The sequence below is a fragment of the Vibrio sp. 99-70-13A1 genome, from assembly GCF_013114625.1.
Taxonomy (GTDB): Bacteria; Pseudomonadota; Gammaproteobacteria; order Enterobacterales; family Vibrionaceae; genus Vibrio.
Window position 1 is genome coordinate 202,890 of record NZ_VTXD01000003.1, and the last position, 18,325, is coordinate 221,214.

Sequence of the window (18,325 nt, forward strand, 5' to 3'; positions counted from 1 at the left end):
TTTTTGTGATATTGATTTGTATTACTAATACTATTTACCTAATTTTTAGTGATGTGAGTCACACTTCCTGGCGTGAGGTGCAATTTTGAAATCTTGTGATACATTTTAATCAACTTTTGATGACACATTTTTGGCCACTTGGCCGTCCAAAACATTACGGGGTTCTACCTATGCTATCTCCAGAAGCGAAGATCAAGGTTCAAAACTTTGGTCGTTTTCTATCTAACATGGTGATGCCAAACATCGGCGCATTTATTGCGTGGGGTTTCATTACTGCTCTATTTATTCCAACTGGTTGGTTACCTAACGAAACGTTAGCGTCAATGGTTGGTCCTATGATTACCTACTTACTACCATTATTGATTGGTTACACTGGTGGTAAGATGACTGGTGGCGACCGTGGTGCGGTTGTCGGCGCTATCACGACAATGGGTGTTATCGTTGGTACTGATATCCCAATGTTCATGGGTGCAATGATTGTTGGTCCACTAGGTGGTATCGCAATTAAGAAATTCGATGAAGCTGTTCACGGTAAAGTGAAGAGCGGCTTTGAGATGTTAGTGAATAACTTCTCAGCGGGTATCATCGGTATGATCTGCGCAATCATTGCGTTTGTAGTTATCGGCCCTGCTGTTAAAGTTCTTTCTGCTGGTCTAGCGGCTGGTGTTAACGTAATGGTTGAAGCGGGTGCACTTCCTCTTGCATCAATTTTCGTTGAACCTGCAAAAATCCTTTTCCTAAACAACGCAATTAACCACGGTATTTTCTCTCCACTGGGTATCCAGCAGTCAGAAGAACTTGGTCAATCAATCTTCTTCCTAATTGAAGCGAACCCAGGTCCAGGTCTTGGTCTTCTTCTAGCGTACATGGTATTTGGTAAAGGTAATGCTAAGCAATCAGCTGCTGGTGCATCTATCATCCACTTCTTCGGTGGTATCCACGAAATTTACTTCCCATACGTACTGATGAACCCACGCCTAATCCTTGCTGTTATCGCAGGTGGTATGGCTGGTGTATTCACAAACGTGATTTTTGCTTCAGGTCTATTGTCTCCAGCATCTCCGGGTTCAATTATTGCAATCTTGCTGCTTACTCCGAAAGCATCATTTGTTGGCGTAATTCTTTCTGTAATCGCTGCAACAGGTACTTCTTTCCTAGTCGCTTCTCTTCTTATGAAGACACAAGGTGACACGGGTGAAGGCGAAGACTCTCTAGAGAAAGCATCAAGCGCAATGAAAGACATGAAAGCTTCTTCTAAAGGTCAAGTGACTGGTGAAGCGGTTGATATGTCTAAAGTGAACGCTATCTACGTTGCTTGTGATGCGGGTATGGGTTCAAGTGCAATGGGTGCAGGTCTTCTACGTAAGAAGGTTGAAGCGTCTGGCTTAGATATCCATGTAACGAACCTTGCAATCAACAACTTGCCTGCAGACTCTCAGATTGTTGTGACTCACAAAGATCTGACAGACCGTGCACGTAACCACGCAACAGCAGCAATGCATATCTCTTTGAATAATTTCTTAGATGGACATGTATACGACAACCTAGTTGCTGAGTTACTTGACGCTCAAAACGGCGAAACTAAAGCGCCAGCAACCGCTCCGGTTGCAGCAGCAGAAGAGCCTCAAGGCACGCTAACACTATCAAGCGATAACATCTTTTTAGGCATGAAGCCGACGTCAAAACAAGACGCTATTAAGTTTGCCGGAGAGCAACTAGTGAAGCTTGGTAACGTTGCGCCAGAATATGTTGAAGGCATGTTCGCCCGCGAAGAGCTTGTAACGACTTACCTTGGCGAATCAATCGCAGTTCCTCACGGTACTATCGAAGCTAAGCAGTACGTACAGAAAACAGGCATCGTATTCTGCCAATACCCTGAAGGTATTCAGTGGGGCGAAGATGAAGATGACATCGCTAAGCTTGTTATTGGTATCGCGGCTCAAGGTGATGAGCACAACATGGTGCTTATGGCTATTACGAATTCACTTGATGACGAAGAAGCAATTGAGTGCTTGAAGTCAACATCTAACCCTGAAGATGTACTTCGTATCCTTAACGGTAAGTAATCGGGCTTTTAGTCTAGGCTCCTGAGTGAAGAGACCAGTGTTCCCCCTCACTGGTCTCATTTTCGGGCCTACATTGATTTTCATTAAGGTGGCTACCTCAGTTGGTTAACCGCAATTAAGTCTGAATAGCTGACTGCTTAATGCCACGAAATTGATGGCATGTTGTTGAGCCGTTATCTATGTAGATTCAATCTTTATAAGGTTTAAAATTATGAAAGCGTTACATTTTGGTGCAGGTAATATCGGTCGTGGTTTTATTGGTAAATTACTAGCAGATGCTGGCATCGCTGTAACATTCGCAGACGTAAATGAAACGGTTGTGAATGCGCTAATTGAACGTAATGAATACCCAGTAAAAATCGTTGGTGAAGAGTGCGTTGTAGAAGTTGTTAAAAACGTAACTGCAGTGAACTCAGCAACTGGTGCAGTCGTGGACAGCATTGCAGAATCTGATTTAGTTACGACTGCGGTAGGTCCTACAGTTCTAAAGATTATTTCAAAGTCGATTGCTCAAGGCATCGAGAAGCGCGCAGCTGCAGGCAACACTTCACCAATGAACATCATTGCTGCAGAAAACATGGTTCGCGGTACTAGCCAATTAAAAGAAGCGGTTTTAGAGCACCTTTCAGATGAAATGAAAGCGTTCACTGAAGCACACATTGGCTTTGTTGATTCAGCTGTAGACCGTATTGTGCCACCTGCAGAAGCCGGTGAAACAGACCCACTAGCAGTAACCGTTGAAACATTCAGCGAGTGGATCGTAGATCAAACTCAGTTCAAAGGTGAGATCCCAAACATCCCAGGTATGGAATGCACAGATAACCTAATGGCGTTTGTTGAGCGTAAACTATTTACTCTTAACACGGGTCACCTAATCACGGCTTATCAAGGCGTATTAGCAGGTCATGAAACAATTAAAGATGCGATTGAAGATGATGTGATTCGTGCAGAAGTTACGGCAGCAATGGAAGAAAGTGGCGCGGTATTAATTAAACGCTACGGTTTTGATCCAGAAGCGCACGCCGCTTACATCCAAAAAATCCTAGGTCGTTTTGCAAACCCGTTCCTACGTGATGAAGTGGATCGTGTTGGTCGCCAGCCAATTCGTAAATTGAGCCCTCAAGATCGTTTAATCAAACCATTAAACGGTACTTTAGAATACAATCTGCCAAATGGTCACCTTTTGAATGGTATTGCTGCTGCATTCCTTTACAAAAATGAAGATGACCCTCAAGCGGTTGAACTTCAAGCAATGTTTGAAGAAAAAGGCTTCGTTGAGACATTAGCACATTATTCTGAGCTGAATAGTGACTCAGAAGTTGTTAAACTAGCGGAACAAGCCTACTTAGCCTTGAAATGATAGTTCATCAAAGTGCCACGAATGTGGCACTTTTCCATTATAGAGCCGCTATGCCAATACAACCGAGTCATGAAACTGAATTATTAGAAGCACTATCCGAAGCCGATAGTGCTTCTGAGTGTTTGCTTGCAGCTTATGACGCACTGGATGATACCGTGGATGCCTTATTGCAAAATATCTTCCATAAGGATGATTATGCAGTCAAATTTGTTGTTGAGCCTTTGCTTAGCAATGATGGGCCGCTTGGTGACATTATGGTTAGAGGTAAGCTTCTGCTTGGTTTAGGGGTAATTAGCAAAGAAGTGTATGACGACATTGAAATCTTTGTCACTCTTAAAGAATGGGCAAAGATACAAGAAAATAATGTCAGCTTCACTGAGATTGATGTGTTGTTTGAACTGAATAAAGTCAATGCAATAAAGAGAATCATGCCAATCGATTATGATGAGGATATGGTGAAAACTATGTCAGGGCCTATGTTGGAAATGTTCTTAGGCAGACACCATCAAAAAGTTCAATCGACAATAGTCTTGGCAATTACAGACATTGTTAACACCCTTTGCAGAGAGAATGCGCTTACTTCGTAATCGATATTTTTAAGCTTAGTATTCGTTTGAAGAGCCGTTTCCCGTTTTTGGTTTAGTTTTCAGTTCCTGGTCTAGCTTTCAGTTTCAGTATTCGATTACAGAATTAAGTTTCTCGTTTAGCCTAGCATTTTTGCAACCTCGCCTTCGATTTCTCTTTAGTTTCGCTAGAGCCTATTCAATTGAGGCATTTCATTCCAACCCTATTGTGTGTTGAATGACTGCCTCAATTTATTGAGATTTCAAACCTGTATTCAGTTTTGATTTAATGAGTGCATAGATTTAAGCACAAACCACACCTTCTGTAGCAAACCCCTTCTCTTGCTTTCTTTTAAGCCACACTTTCTCATGGAAGAAGTAAGCGACAGAGTTAATTGCTGGTTCAATTGTTGCCATCAATCCCCCGATAAACGCGTCACCCGTTAATGCGAAAGTCACAGTAAATGCCACACTAAAATGAATAACGGCAAAGCTAGCGGTCTTGATTTGAGTCATCGATTCATGACGCTTCAGATAAGGCACTTTTTGCCATGCTTTTTCATGCATATAGAAGGCAACGGTATTAATTGATGGCTCTATCATGGCAATCAAGCTGCCTAATAAGAAGTCGCCTGTTAAAGAAAAAGCGACCAAAGTTGCAATGGAAAAATGGATTGCTGCAAACGTTGCTGTCTTGATCATCGTAATATCCTCATGAATCTTGCTCTGTGTCTACCTGGCTATTATTGATAATTATTCGCATTAACGAAAGTTGATAATTCCTATTACGTTAATAGGTTTTTGCAATGGGGATTATGTTTATATTTTTGGAGAAATGGAGAAATGGAGAAATGGAGAAATGGAGAAATGGAGAAATGGAGAAAGAGGTTTACTAGCGGTAGCAAGGCGTTGTTCGATGACGATTGTTTAGTAGATATAAAAAATGCTGCGCGAAATAAAAAATCCGATACTGGATAGCCAATATCGGATCTTTTTTCATTCACGTTTAACCTAAGATCTAAAATCTCGATTCAACGTGAAGGAGAGAGATTATCTCAAGTCTATAAGATTATAGGTCTTGGATGTTCTCAGCTTCTAGCTCATGGAAGTAGCGAAGCGTTTTAACTTTAAGCTCTTGTTGAGCTGGCTCATCAGCAACGATGATAGCTTTACGGTGCATCTGTAGAGCGGTAACCGTCCACATGTGGTTTACTGAACCTTCGATAGCCATTTGAAGCGCTTGGGCTTTGTTGTGACCTAGAGAAAGGATCATCACTTCTTCAGCATCTAGAAGAGTAGCAACACCGATTGTTAGTGCGTATTTAGGAACTTGGTTGATGTCGCCATCAAAGAAACGAGAGTTCGCGATACGAGTATCTTCAGTCAACGTTTTGATACGAGTACGAGAAGATAGAGAAGATCCTGGCTCGTTAAATGCGATGTGACCATCAATGCCTACGCCGCCCATGAACAAGTTAATTTTGCCGTAAGAACGGATTTTTTCTTCGTATGCTGCACAGTGAGCATCGATGTCGTCTGCTTTACCATCAAGAAGGTTGATGTTTTCAGCTTGGATATCTACGTGGTTGAAGAAATTCTCGTGCATGAAAGTGCGGTAAGACTCTGGGTGGTTAGGGTCAATGCCTACGTATTCATCCATGTTGAATGTTACAACGTTTTTGAAGCTTACTTCGCCAGCCTTGTAAAGTTCAATTAGCTCAGCGTAAGTAGTTAAAGGAGTACTACCAGTAGGAAGGCCTAGAACAAATGGACGCTCAGCAGTTGGAGCGAACTTGTTGATAGAATCTGCGATGTGACGAGCAGCCCATTTACCTACTTTTGCTTTGTTGCTTAATGGAATCAGTCTCATTGATGTAGCCCCTAGATATTAGAAATTATAGTGTTCTGAAACATTAATTCGCATTATAAAATAAGTTAATGCGATCTGCTATTGTTTTAAGTCAAATTTTTGCGATTTAGGTCAGATATGTGCGAATTAGCTCAAAACATAATCTATTTATATATGGATAATTGGCAGAGTTAAAGAAGAATATGATGAACAATAAATGGCAGGTATATTCATTTGCCAATACAAGCTTCAAACCTATACTTAAGCAAACAACTCTTTAGATAAGCAATGCTTCAGTTAAATAATTCTTCAGTGAAATAGTGCATCAATGAATAGATAGCAGGATTGAATGGTCAACTATGGTTTATAAGATTAGCCCGAAAGAAATTTTTCAAGCTCACTCCCTGATCATGCATTTAGGAACCGATACTACAATGGGTAAAATGTATGAAGGTATTGAAACCAGTTGGAATGAAGATAAAAAAGAAATCAGAATGAGAACAGATGGTGCACAGCTAAAGGTTAAAGATCTAAAACGCTACCATATTGATTATGCTAATGAAGATAAGAAAGATCGTTTATTTGAAAAGTTGTATAAGATTTTAGAACAGCAGTAATGCCTGCTGAATAGCGATATGAAAAGAAGCAAGCTCACTTTGAGGCTTTTGTCTCCAGTACTTAAATTTTTTCTTTTTACTTCGTAATCTTTAAAGGTAAACGCAAAAATTAAAGGTGAACCCAAAAATAAAGTGCCTGCTCCATGTTGAAAGCAGGCACTTAAAATCGGGTTTAATCTTCTTCTAAAACTAGGTCGTTCTCGAATTCTTCCCTAAAGCTGCCAGCTCGTTTGCAACCATTCAATGTATGGAAACGGCGACGCCCGCGAGCAAGCCTAATGTACTTAAGCCAGACTTGCTCCAACTTCGACTTAGCCTTATGCGGATGAGCCAATACTCTTAAAAAATGTTTTTCTTCAGAGTTGGTAGGTAGCAGCTCCCCAGTCTCAAGTGCAAGCATGGTGTCGCCAAACAAGGTTAGGATTTCTTCTTCTAGAAGAGTAAAATCGCCTGACTTGGCAAAACCTCGTGGGAATTTATTGGTGTCATAAAAACGTTTTTTTCCGTGTCGGAATTCAGTCTCAGACATATCAGCCTCAGTATATGGTTAGATATAATATAGTTAGATAGAAAATTGTGTGTTTGTTCACGTAAAAACTAAGCTTTGTATAAGTAACTGCTGTTTACACAAAATAGTTGTTTACATACCGCTATTGTTCGCATGAAATAATGCCTCACTAGAAAGCAGTAGTGGTTCACGCGAAAATATTGTCAAAAGGCGAAAATGAAAAACAAAACGTTTTTGCCTTTACGATAAACAATCCTAGATCAGCTATTTAGCAGATTTATTACAGAGATGTATTTGATGGATGTGAAAGTATTTAGAACCTTTCTTGAGGTTGCTAGAGTGCGACATTTTGGTCGTGCTGCAGAAAATTTGTACCTGACTCAAGCGGCAGTAAGTGCGCGTATCAAACAGCTGGAAAGCTACTTTGACACGCAACTTTTTATTCGTGATCGCAATAATATTAAGCTTACTTCTTCGGGTGAGCGCTTGATTGGTTATGCAGAAGTAATGGTCACCACTTTGCAGCAGGCTAAATTTGAATTGTCTTTAGAAAGTGGCAAAGCACTTCAATTAACACTAGGTGGAACCCCAAATGTTTGGGATGCGTATTTGCAAAACTGTTTAAGTGTGGTGACCGATTCATTCGGTGGCTATGGCTTCATGGCTGAAGTTATGGGGCGAGAGCAACTAAACAGAAACTTACTGGAACGTACTTTAGACATGGCTTTCGCTTTCGATCAGATTAAAGCAGAAGAGCTGCATTGTAAGAAAGTGGCTGATCTTGTTTTAGTGCTGGTTTCGACTAAGCCTGACGATTTAGAATCTGTATTCGCACATAAATATGTGTATGTAGATTGGGGAACTCGTTTTGGCTCTGAACACGCAGAGCGTCATCCAAAAGTACCAGCGCCTTATCTTCGTACATCTACTGCTCGTATTGCGTTAGATTTCATTTTAGAAAAAGGTGGCAGTGCTTATTTACCTGTATCTTTGGTTGAGCCATTTATAGCCTCTGGGCAGCTCTATAAAGTCAAAGGCGTAGAAGATTGGTATCGACCTATCTATTTAAGTTATCGCAAGAGCAGCACCTCTGTAGACGCGATTATGCAAGTTGAAGAATTAGTGAAAGAAATCGACCCTTCAACTGCTTACACTTTGCAGCAAGCTGCAGAACCTGCTGCCGATTAGCATTAAAAGTAGCCTAGTTTTTTGTAAATACCGTTTAAGAAAATCTAGGCTAAAAGGCTTCTAAGTTAATAGCAATTTAAGCAGATAACTATCTAGGCTAATATGTTGTGGTCAATAGCTACCCAAGCTAAGAATCATATAGCTTTAAAGACAAAAATGGCTCCTGTAGATGGGAGCCATTTTTATATCTAATACCTTTACTCCACTTAATTTATGCTCTTATGAACTAAAGTCTGAGTAATTTGTGCCCTGTAGGACATCGGAACTAACGAGTTTAAAGATTCATTAGGTTCTCGAGAGACTCTTCTAGCGAGTGAGACATATAAGAGTAAATCTTATGTCCATCGCTTGCATCGATTTGAATTTGAGAGATGCCGTTATCACCTAAGCTTTCTAGGTGGTTGAGAGACTGCTCAACTGACATACAGGTAAGCACTTGGTGGTTCTTTAAAACAATTCTACAAGTGTGTAGATTCATAGCCAATATCCTTGTTAATAAGTGTGCCTCCGCATCTTTTTGTGCAAAGTACTCACTATCTGACGTTGTTAAAAATAAAATTATTACTAAGTAAAAGTAGCTAATTATTTCCAAAAAATACAATTTTTCTTTAAAGCTGCTGACCATTCAGTTCCGAAAGTGGCTAGTTTTTAGCTGTAATAGGGATACACTTTTTAACAACAATCTAGGTATCAAGTGTTAAGCAGAGTTTCAATATGACGCAAACAATACATGACTATAGCGACCTCACAAATGAGCAATGTAGCCAAGCTCGCTATGCGAGAGATGCACGTTTTGATGGTCTATTTTTTATAGCAGTGAAAACAACTGGGATATTTTGCAGACCTATATGCCCAGCAAATCCGCCAAAAGAACAGAATGTTGAATATTATACGAACCCTGCTCAGGCATTGAATGCTGGTTACCGTCCTTGTTTACGTTGTCGTCCAGACAGCGCACCCTCATCATTTGCTTGGAAAGGGGTTGAAACTACCTTTTTGCGCGCATTAAAGCTGATAGATGCTGGATGTTTAAGCTCTGGAACGACAGCTGAGTTATCTGAACGATTAGGGATTTCAGACCGATATTTAAGACAACTCTTTGAAACCTATTTGGGTGTTTCGCCTAAACAATACGCTCAATATTTACAGTTAATGTTTGCTAAACAATTGCTGCACAACAGCCAAATGAGCATTACTGATATTGGTTTTGCCAGCGGTTTTAATAGCACTCGCCGTTTTAATGATGCCTTCAGTAAAACCCTTCAACTTTCACCGACACAAGTTAGAAAATCTAAGCCTATGGAAAACGTATCAAACCATATTCAATTGGTGTTTCGCAGCCCACTCAATTGGCAACATATGTTGGATTTCTATCGAGTGAGGCAAATAGCGGGTGTTGAACAGATTGGAGATAATGACTACCAAAGAACAGTAATGATCAATGGTGTTAAAGGTTGGTTTAAAGCGACGCGAGTTAAAGACAATACTCTCGATATTGAATTCCAACTCAGTGATATTAGCCAGCTGCGAAGTTTGACTGCATCCATAAGAAGAATGTTTGATTTAGACGTCGATATATCAAAAATCGAAGCTTTTTTTGAATCCGTTGAGCCACAATTGGTTCGGAAAAGTGGTATTCGTATTCCTGGTGTTCTAAGTACATGGGAAGCAGGAGTTCGGGCGATATTAGGTCAGCAAGTATCAGTGAAAGCAGCTATTGGTCAATTGAATCTCTTAGTTCATGAGCTATCAGCTTATGGTCTAGCCGTGGATGAGCTAGCTGTTAATGAACTGACTGTTAATGAGTCAGCAGCGTTTGGTGAACTCTCTGGTATCGGAAAACAAGATAAACAAAAAGATAATGAGCGACTCTATTTCCCGACACCTCAACAGGTTTCTTCTGCTGATTTGAGCTTTTTACGAATGCCTAATAGCCGCAAAGAAACCTTAAAGCGATTTGCAGAATACATGGTAGAAAATAGCCATGAACATCCGAGTCAATGGATAGCCTTAAAAGGCATTGGTCCTTGGACGATTCAATATGCCTTGTTACGTGGCTTAGGTGAACCCAATCATTTATTAACGGGGGATCTTGTGGTTAAGAAATTTCTTGAAGATAAACCGACTATTACTTCAGACAGTGTTTCCCCGTGGGGAAGTTACGCCACTTTCCATTGTTGGAATCAGTAGCACTTGAACCTTAAACGCCTTGTTTAAACCTTACTCACTTTCTTTATATTTTAATTAAGCCGCTTGAATGCTGAGCGATAAAGAGAGCCGAATGACAGAGATAACGAAAATGAATCGATTCACATATTACCAAAGCCCATTTGGGCAGATGACTCTTCAAGCTAACGATGATGGCTTATTAGGTGCTTGGTTTGAAGTTCATACGACTCAACCTGAAGATCTCGGAATTCGAGATGATTCGTTCCCAGTGCTACTGCAAACCATTCGTGAACTTAGCCAATATTTTGCAGGTGAAACATTCACTTTCTCGTTGCCTATCGCCGCGAAGGGAACAGAGTTTCAGATGTCGGTTTGGCAAGCATTGTTAGCAATTCCTTATGGTGAGACATGGAGCTACCAACAAATCGCAGATTTTATTGGAAACCCCAAAGCAGTACGAGCCGTCGGGTTAGCAAATGGAAAGAATCCGGTTTCCGTTATTGTGCCGTGTCACCGAGTGATCGGGAAGAATGGTAAGTTAACGGGTTATGCTGGCGGAGTAGAGACAAAGCAAAAGCTTCTGGAATTAGAACAAGCGATCTAAGCGATAATTTAAGAATAAAAATAGTTCTATTTGGAGAGCACTAAGCCGCTTACTGATGAATAAGCGGCTTTTTAATTCGTGATGAAACTAATAGTAATTGATAATCGTACTTTGGTTATTTAGCCAAGCTCAGATTTGGATAGCTGTAGCAAGGTATTGCATCAAACAGAACTTAACTAAACAGTGCTTGGTTCAACATAAGGTGTATTACGATGCTTGCCGCGTAACCGATGGCAATCACGGGCATCCACTTCAAATGTCCAAAGAATGTGTACTTACCATGTGCTGCGCCCATCAAAGCGACTCCAGCCGCACTGCCTATTGAGAGTAAACTCCCGCCGACACCAGCGGTTAATGTCACTAATAACCAGTTACCCATCGACATTTCAGGCTCCATTGAAAGCACAGCAAACATCACCGGAATATTATCGACAATAGCTGAAAGTACGCCTATCGCAACATTCGCCCAAATCGGATCCCACTGGTTATACATGATTCCCGAAGCCAATTCTAAGTAGCCAAGTAAGCTTAGCCCTCCTACGCACATCACAACGCCGTAGAAAAACAAGAGTGTGTCCCATTCGGCGTGGGACACTCGTCTAAATACGTCAAATGGCACCACCGAACCTAATTTTTTTAGTGCCGCTTCATCATGGTTAGCAATCGCAAGGGCTTTTTTTCTCGCTAAGGAATTCGGTAAAGATGTTCTTAGGTAGTAGCCGAAGAATTGGAGATAAGCGAGCCCCATCATCATGCCCATAACGGGTGGGAAGTGAAGCACGGCGTGAAATGCCACAGCCGTCGCAATGGTGAATATAAACAGCAAAACAATACGTTTTGCACCTCGTTTAAGTTCTATATGTTGGTGAACCGTGTCTGGCTGACCTTTTGGAAGGAAGAAAGACATGATCAATGCTGGCACTAAGTAATTAATTACGGAAGGTAAGAAGAGCGGCATAAATTCAGAGAAGCTGACATGCCCAGCTTGCCACACCATCAAGGTGGTTATGTCGCCAAAGGGGCTGAAGGCGCCGCCAGCATTGGCTGCAATAACGATATTAACGCAGGCAATATTGATAAAACGTGTGTAAGAACCAGCTACTTTTAAGACTACAGCGCACATTAATAAAGCGGTGGTTAGGTTATCGGCAATCGGAGAAATAAAGAACGCCAACAAGCCCGTTAACCAAAATAGTGAGCGAAAGTCGAAGCCTTTTCCAACCATCCAAGCTTGCAAGCCATCAAATAGCCTGCGTTCTTCCATCGCACTTATGTAAGTCATTGCTACGAGTAAAAAGAGTAAAAGCTCTGCGTATTCTAATAAATTATGTTCAAGAGCTTGCTGAGCGACTTCGATAAGGTCGTGCTCTTTATAGACAAAACCTATGATGATCCAAATTAAACCGGCAGCAAGCAATACGGGTTTGGACTTGCGCAGTTTTAAGTATTCCTCAAGCATGACAACGGTATAAGCGATGGTAAAAAGGACGAGTGAAAGGTAGCCCGGAAATGATTGAGTAAGGTTTAATGGCGTTGCAGCAGGTGCTACGGTTGAAGCTAAAGCCAACGAAGATACGAAATAAGATAAGAGTAGAACCGTTAGCTGAATGCCTTTCATATACGCTCCAAGTTAATAGGGAATTAACACGCGTAAAAATAGTAGACGTAAATCAAAGGTCTAAGTGTGATTCATATCGAAAATAAGTTGATAAGCAGAAATGAAAAAGCTCCCCCATAAATAGGGGAGCTTAGGAAGGTAAGCTTAATTGTTCTGCAACTTAAATAAGCCAAATAACTTTAAGCGGCGTTTTGATCTGCTTCTATAGGCATATCGGCAGCGAAAATCTCCACAGGCCAACCATACGATTCATATTCTTCGGCAAGTTTAAGAGCGACAATACGAGAGACAGTTACCGATACCCACTTACCGCAGCCCATCACTTGATACTTGATTGTGTTCATTTCCATAGCCGGTGTCGCCTTTCTAAATACTATTATTTGAGGGCGATTTTATATAATGCCTAAAATAGGGTATTTCGTATTGAGCTCAAATGCTTCTTATATTAGCTCAGCACCTAAGTGGTAGGGTAATGGATAGATACCGTATGATATGAATAGATAATCTATTATTTTTAATTGGATTAACATTATGATTTTAAACGACTTAAGATAAATCTGACGAGTTCTTTGTGAGAGATCTCTTACGCTAATAAAAGACATCCGACATTAATAATATTAAGGCATTTAACTAGTTGTTAGTTTTGTTTTTAAATTATTTATTGGAGGTAAATTTTAGTTAACATGTCAAATCACAGTTTTATGTATTAATTATCTTAAATTAAATAACTTTATCATCTTCTTGATTTTGGTCATGAGAGTGTGGTCTGAGCTCTAGCACAATACATACGTGTTCTGTTCCACATAAACAAGATGTATAGAGGTTTTTATGACTAACCCTGTTAAGTCCGATCGTAAAGTTACCATCGGTTGTTATATTGCGTTGGCGTTTGCTGTCGTATTTTTTTCTGGACTAATGAAATCAAATGAATGGTATGGAGTGTTTGATTTTACTACGTTGAATGGTTCATTTGGTCAGGTCGCTTATGACGTCAGTGAAACGGCGGATGGTGTGCAAGCGGCGACGACTTCTCTTCGCGGCAAAGGCGGAAGCGGTGCTCGTGATGGGTTCATTTTTGCTTTAACTTTGATCCCTACCGTGATGTTTGCCTTAGGCATGATCAATGTGCTTGAGCATTATGGTGCTCTTGAAGCGGCTCGTAAGCTTCTGACCCCTCTTCTAAGACCATTAATGGGTATTCCCGGCAATTCTGGTTTAGCGCTTATAGCCTCATTGCAAAGTACCGATGCAGGTGCCGCAATGACTCGTCAACTCAAAGATGAAGGTCACCTAACGAAACGAGAAACGGACATTTTCACTATGTTTCAGTTTACCGCAGGTGCAGCCATCGTGAACTTTTTCTCCTCTGGTGCGGTGTTATTTACCTTAACGGCAATGGATGGATCTTTAGCGGTGACTTCTTCTATTGGTTTAGCGGTAGTCGTGATGTTTGTCTTCAAATTTGTAGGTGCAAATTTATTCCGTATTTACCTCAATATTACAGAAGGTAAGGAAGATAAATCTCAACCCAAGAAAGATGAGACCCTAACAGAGGAGACAGCATAATGAGCGACGTTAAAGCGAAAAAGCCAATGGTGACCGATATATTCGTAGAGGGTGCGAAGAAAGGGTGGGTAATAGCTACAACTTCAACTGTGCCGAATGTGCTTATGGCTTTTGTGATAATTAAAGCGCTGCAAATTACGGGTGCTCTTGAACTTATGGGTAACGTATTTGCACCTATTATGGCGGTCTTTGGTCTACCTGGAGAAGCTGCTGCGGTTTTGATTGGTGCGTGGATGTCAATGGGAGGCGCAGTTGGCGTTGTTATCACGTTATTTGATCAAGGGATTTTAAACGGTGACCACATTGCAATTCTTGCCCCTGCTATTTATCTAATGGGCTCTCAAGTTCAATATATGGGGCGTATCATGGGACCGATTGGCACTGAAGGCCGTTATATCCCAGTGATGATCGCAATATCGGTACTGAATGCTTTTGGTGCCATGTTCTTAATGAATATTATCTTGTAGAGCAGCCTTGTATCTAATTAGATATGGATATTAGCTTCATTAAAATAGAAAACCCCGCTTGGCTTTCACCAAACGGGGTCTATTCTTTTTGCAGCTATCCTGCTACTGACGTTGTTACTTATTCTTCAATAAGGTTACGTATGCTCCCTGCATCGTTCCTTGAACTGGCTAAATCCTTTAACCTTTCCTACTCATCGCCATCCTAGCGGTGTCCTTAAGCCTATCTTCCTGACTAGCAACTCTTTCCTAGAGCGTTACATCCTTGCTGACAACTCATCCTAAGCCATCAAATCTTCATCCTGAAGATACCTACTCCATTAGGGTTTGTCCTGTTCCTGCCAACATCCTGTCGACCCATTAATTAAACACTCTATTGATGTTCTTCACAATGGACGAACAATAACAATAATATGCACATGGTTGTTTATTTTTGTTATTAACATTTATGTATCAATTGGTTAGAAGCTGATTAATTGAATGGGTTACAGCAAGAAAGCGTCATATCCTACATGCCGTGTGCGAGATCTCTTACAAATCGAATGATAACCTAATGCTACTTCACCTAAAGAGTACGCTCATTGAGATGAAGGGTGGTCATGAGCTCTACAGACTCAGTTAAAGAGAGTAAAAAGTAGGTCAGCATTATCGGTAAAATTATATATTAATGAATAGAGTCGTGACTCAAGTAACACTGTTTAAGTTAGTGGCAGCTTAAATTTGCCGATCGACGGCGAGTTGGCTAGATTGAGCAAAGAAATGAATTAATTAGGAAATATTATGGTAACGGCACTTTATGCATCTTTACTCACTGTGGTAATGATTTGGCTCGCGTTTGAAGTGATTAAGCAAAGGAAGTTGAATCAAATCGCACATGCCGATGGCGGGGTAGAATCACTACAAGTTGCGCGTTCTGCGCAAAGTAATGCCATGGACTACATTCCGATCACCGTTATTCTCATGGGGTTGTTAGAGATGAATGGCGCGAATGTGTGGTTCATTCATGTGACGGGTTTAGTCTTTATTGTTGGACGCATCATTCATGCAAAAGGGATTCTTGGGCGTAGCCTTACAGGGCGCAAACAAGGCATGATCATGACGCTGCTAAGCATGGTGAGTTTGATTGTTCTAAACTTGGTTTATTTACCTTTCGATAAAATGTTTTAGGGAGTTTTATGGCATTGCGCCTTCCGCCTGCATGGATGATTGTTTTATCAGGGTTAGTACTGAACATTATGGCTATTGTGCTATCCAGTTTGGTGTTAGATGAATTAGTTTCTGAACAGGCGGCGTTTGGTGAGCAAAAAAGCAGCAATGTATATTCAATACAACTGGCATGGAATTCGATTGAAACATTAGAACGCAAGCGGGAATCGATTTTACTGCATTTAGATAGATCACCCATTCAACCTCTCAACTCTCCTTCTTCTCTTTATACTTCTCCCTTGAGACCTTCACCTTTGAGCGATGCTTTACAAGGGCAACTTTCAGTTTGGGTTGGTGGTAACGTACCGGCTATCGAGATATCTAATCTTTCTGAAATCATGATGTTGATAAACACAGCCCAACAAACGGAACGAACAAGAATTGATGATTATTATCTGGAGAATTTAGGTCTTTCAGAAACGATGCAGTTATTGGACGATAAAATGGCGTTTTACAAAAATATTGCTCTATTTCTACAAATCTTTGGATTGGCTTTAATTCTAGCAAGAGATCTTGCCCGTAAGTCTTAGCTAGTATCGGCTGTTAGCTTGTTAGCTAGAAGGCTTTCTACATCCTTTGTTCTTCCATTCTTTTCACTTGTTCTCACGCCACAATCACTTCATAACCACCTTTTCTTTTGGCAAATTAGGGTGCTGTTTGTTTTGATAATTGGGCAATTGTTCTTTTAGACCTTCAAAGGTCGATATTGCTCCAGACATAGACAGCTTGTTAGACAGCCAATCGGGTAATGCACCGCCGGGATCAGCATAAGCGGTGTAGGTGATGTGCGTGGCACCACTATCTAAAGGTTGTAAGACCCATCGGGCTTTAACACCAAGGATTCGGATGTAATTAGGCTGTAAGGGAAGGTAGCTAGAAGCGTCTTTGATGGTGAGAACGAATTGGCCATCCTCGATTTGGTATCGGGAGTAGGTCACCATGTCTCTATCTTTTGCTGGCCAAGGGGCAATAAATTGGGTGTAGACAATATTTTCATTCGTCGATATTTGTTGAAGCACATGGCTGCTCCCGACGTTATCAATCCAATTCGGTACATTACTACTATCCTCTAGTAACAATAGAAAGCCGGAATAACTAGTTTGAGCAAAGGTTTGTGTCCTTATTTCAATTAGCCCGTCGGTGTGATGGCGTTTGTGTAATGTGATCCCGTTTTCGCTTTTTACAAACAGCCATGGAAGGGGGCTTTGGGTAAGAACCGGAAAGCAGAAAAAGCATAGAAGCAGCAGTGTTTTAGCGGTCATATTAATCCATTAATAAAAAGCTATACCGATTCAGTTTACATCAAAACCGGTCATAGCTTTTATTTGCAGGTTAATAAATATGATGAGTGATTATCGAAGCAACCATTTTTTTGCAGGTGTTTTTTCAATTCCGACTATTAACAGAAAGCTGATGATTATCGTGGCTGGATACACGAGTAGATCTTTAGCGACACCTTGTATCTCTAATGCTCCTGCAACATTGAACATGAGAATAACCACCAGTAAGTGGCTCACGTAAATACCAAGCATTCGGCTTGAAATAGAGCTCACCCATGCAGATTGTCCGAAGTTAGGGTTAGCAAGTAACCACATAAAAATACCAGTCCCCCATAAAGCCGTTCCGAATAAGAAGTCATGCATATTGAATGGGCTTTCTACGTAAGTCAGAGCATAAGCTTCGGCAAAGTGGATAGCCATTCCAATGAGTGCCATCAGAATTGCCTGGCGAGACGATAAACTCCAATTATTCTTTCTTGCGTTAAATCCAATCACCACCATTAATGTGCTAAAAAATGGACCGTTACGAGTAAAGAAAGGTGATGGGAACTCAGTGATATTGACGTAGCTTCCTGCTAGTACACCATAAAGGTAGAGCCCTATAGCGATAGGAAGTACATACTTATTTAACTTCATGTCCAATAAAATCGTGATGACAAGTACGGCGCAAATTAAAGCAGGTAAGAACCATAAATGAACCAAGCCGCCTTCCATCAGTGAATTGATAGGGTTTGACATTAAATAGCCCCAATACCCTTCACGTTCGCCTAGGTAACCATGCTCCATAACATTGTGAATGTTGAATGGCGTCGCTAAACAAATGACGCTCCAGACCAACCAGGCTTTAAGTAATGGCTTGGAGTAAGCGGTGAGAGTTTGCCAAGGTGATTGGGTGAGCTTTGGCTGAATTAAATAACCGGCAATTAAGAAGAATAAAGGTACCGCAAATCGCGATGCTTGGTTGAGTACGTAACCAACCCAAGGCACATCATCTACTTGCCAATAGGTCAAAGCCATTTGGCAATGTAAGCCAATAATGGCGAGTATTGCGATTACGCGTCCAAATTCAAGGCTCGCAATTTTCTGACGAGCAGGTGATGGGGAAGATACTGACATAATTTTTCTCAATATAAACAAGGCGGAAATTCCCCTTGCGAATCAGTTGTTCATCGGGAAATAAAGCTAAAGTACGAGTTAAAAAGTTATCAGTATTTCCTCTTTGGTTGTTGGTCTAAATCATGGTTTTGGCTGGTGGCTGTGCGATATC

19 protein-coding genes are annotated in these 18,325 nt (G+C 40.9%); 11 read left to right on the top strand and 8 right to left on the bottom strand.

Translation table 11 applies throughout. The features are described 5' to 3' along the window. Nucleotides 1-170: 170 nt before the first annotated feature. The 3 genes from F0226_RS04315 to F0226_RS04325 all read left to right on the top strand — a co-directional run bounded on the left by F0226_RS04315 (nt 171) and on the right by F0226_RS04325 (nt 4,013). Entirely contained in the window at nt 171-2,066 is a 1,896-nt protein-coding gene (locus F0226_RS04315) for a PTS mannitol transporter subunit IICBA (protein WP_171734567.1), read from the top strand. A 211-nt stretch (nt 2,067-2,277) separates the two neighbouring features. Next, nucleotides 2,278-3,426: a mannitol-1-phosphate 5-dehydrogenase gene (locus F0226_RS04320; protein WP_171734488.1), complete on the top strand. Its 1,149-nt coding sequence runs from the start codon at nt 2,278-2,280 to the stop codon at nt 3,424-3,426. Nucleotides 3,427-3,476: 50 nt separating this feature from the next. Beyond that, nucleotides 3,477-4,013 (top strand): MltR family transcriptional regulator, encoded by a 537-nt coding sequence (locus F0226_RS04325; RefSeq protein ID WP_216606542.1) that lies wholly within the window; start codon nt 3,477-3,479, stop codon nt 4,011-4,013. 279 nt (nt 4,014-4,292) lie between these two features. On the opposite strand, the gene F0226_RS04330 is transcribed toward F0226_RS04325, so the two are convergent. Both F0226_RS04330 and nagB read right to left on the bottom strand, forming a co-directional pair. Next, nucleotides 4,293-4,691, bottom strand: a complete 399-nt coding sequence (locus F0226_RS04330; RefSeq protein WP_171734490.1) for a DUF2061 domain-containing protein — start codon at nt 4,689-4,691, stop codon at nt 4,293-4,295. Between the two features lie 367 nt (nt 4,692-5,058). Continuing rightward, nucleotides 5,059-5,859 (bottom strand): glucosamine-6-phosphate deaminase, encoded by an 801-nt coding sequence (gene nagB / locus F0226_RS04335; protein WP_171734491.1) that lies wholly within the window; start codon nt 5,857-5,859, stop codon nt 5,059-5,061. Nucleotides 5,860-6,197: 338 nt separating this feature from the next. Here nagB and F0226_RS04340 point away from each other — a divergent pair, with 338 nt between their 5' ends. Continuing rightward, nucleotides 6,198-6,455 carry a DUF3081 family protein gene (locus F0226_RS04340; protein WP_171734492.1) on the top strand — a complete coding sequence of 86 codons (258 nt, stop codon included), beginning with the start codon at nt 6,198-6,200 and terminating at the stop codon, nt 6,453-6,455. Nucleotides 6,456-6,627: 172 nt separating this feature from the next. Here F0226_RS04340 and F0226_RS04345 read toward each other — a convergent pair whose 3' ends face one another. Beyond that, nucleotides 6,628-6,984 (bottom strand): DUF413 domain-containing protein, encoded by a 357-nt coding sequence (locus F0226_RS04345; protein ID WP_171734493.1) that lies wholly within the window; start codon nt 6,982-6,984, stop codon nt 6,628-6,630. 276 nt (nt 6,985-7,260) lie between these two features. On the opposite strand from F0226_RS04345, the gene F0226_RS04350 reads away from it, so the two are divergent. Beyond that, complete coding sequence (locus tag F0226_RS04350; RefSeq protein WP_171734494.1) at nt 7,261-8,151, top strand: LysR family transcriptional regulator; 891 nt, start codon at nt 7,261-7,263, stop codon at nt 8,149-8,151. 274 nt (nt 8,152-8,425) lie between these two features. On the opposite strand, the gene F0226_RS04355 is transcribed toward F0226_RS04350, so the two are convergent. After that, nucleotides 8,426-8,629, bottom strand: a complete 204-nt coding sequence (locus F0226_RS04355) for a hypothetical protein (protein ID WP_171734495.1) — start codon at nt 8,627-8,629, stop codon at nt 8,426-8,428. 236 nt (nt 8,630-8,865) lie between these two features. Between F0226_RS04355 and F0226_RS04360 the strand changes: the two genes are divergently transcribed. Both F0226_RS04360 and F0226_RS04365 read left to right on the top strand, forming a co-directional pair. Continuing rightward, nucleotides 8,866-10,341, top strand: a complete 1,476-nt coding sequence (locus F0226_RS04360) for an AlkA N-terminal domain-containing protein (protein WP_171734496.1) — start codon at nt 8,866-8,868, stop codon at nt 10,339-10,341. Nucleotides 10,342-10,432: 91 nt separating this feature from the next. Next, on the top strand, nt 10,433-10,924 hold the full coding sequence (locus tag F0226_RS04365) for a methylated-DNA--[protein]-cysteine S-methyltransferase (RefSeq protein WP_301338145.1): 492 nt from the start codon (nt 10,433-10,435) through the stop codon (nt 10,922-10,924). Between the two features lie 172 nt (nt 10,925-11,096). On the opposite strand, the gene nhaD is transcribed toward F0226_RS04365, so the two are convergent. Together nhaD and F0226_RS04375 are read right to left on the bottom strand one after the other, a co-directional pair. Then, entirely contained in the window at nt 11,097-12,542 is a 1,446-nt protein-coding gene (nhaD, locus tag F0226_RS04370) for a sodium:proton antiporter NhaD (RefSeq protein ID WP_171734497.1), read from the bottom strand. A gap of 179 nt (nt 12,543-12,721) precedes the next feature. After that, on the bottom strand, nt 12,722-12,892 hold the full coding sequence (locus F0226_RS04375; protein WP_171734498.1) for a hypothetical protein: 171 nt from the start codon (nt 12,890-12,892) through the stop codon (nt 12,722-12,724). Between the two features lie 478 nt (nt 12,893-13,370). Here F0226_RS04375 and F0226_RS04380 point away from each other — a divergent pair, with 478 nt between their 5' ends. The 4 genes from F0226_RS04380 (at nt 13,371) to F0226_RS04395 (ending at nt 16,308) form a co-directional block, all read left to right on the top strand. After that, nucleotides 13,371-14,108, top strand: a complete 738-nt coding sequence (locus F0226_RS04380; protein WP_171734499.1) for a nucleoside recognition domain-containing protein — start codon at nt 13,371-13,373, stop codon at nt 14,106-14,108. Further along, on the top strand, nt 14,108-14,575 hold the full coding sequence (locus F0226_RS04385; protein ID WP_137371719.1) for a YjiG family protein: 468 nt from the start codon (nt 14,108-14,110) through the stop codon (nt 14,573-14,575). Before F0226_RS04380 ends, F0226_RS04385 begins: the two co-directional genes overlap by 1 nt. A 777-nt stretch (nt 14,576-15,352) precedes the next feature. Continuing rightward, complete coding sequence (locus F0226_RS04390; protein ID WP_171734500.1) at nt 15,353-15,739, top strand: MAPEG family protein; 387 nt, start codon at nt 15,353-15,355, stop codon at nt 15,737-15,739. An 8-nt stretch (nt 15,740-15,747) separates the two neighbouring features. Further along, nucleotides 15,748-16,308, top strand: a complete 561-nt coding sequence (locus tag F0226_RS04395) for a DNA mismatch repair protein (RefSeq protein ID WP_171734501.1) — start codon at nt 15,748-15,750, stop codon at nt 16,306-16,308. An 84-nt stretch (nt 16,309-16,392) separates the two neighbouring features. On the opposite strand, the gene F0226_RS04400 is transcribed toward F0226_RS04395, so the two are convergent. Together F0226_RS04400 and F0226_RS04405 are read right to left on the bottom strand one after the other, a co-directional pair. After that, the gene (locus tag F0226_RS04400; RefSeq protein ID WP_171734502.1) at nt 16,393-17,040 is read right to left on the bottom strand and encodes an START domain-containing protein; all 648 of its coding nucleotides are present in this window, start codon (nt 17,038-17,040) and stop codon (nt 16,393-16,395) included. Nucleotides 17,041-17,130: 90 nt separating this feature from the next. Further along, complete coding sequence (locus tag F0226_RS04405) at nt 17,131-18,174, bottom strand: acyltransferase family protein (protein WP_171734503.1); 1,044 nt, start codon at nt 18,172-18,174, stop codon at nt 17,131-17,133. Between the last annotated feature and the right edge of the window lie 151 nt (nt 18,175-18,325).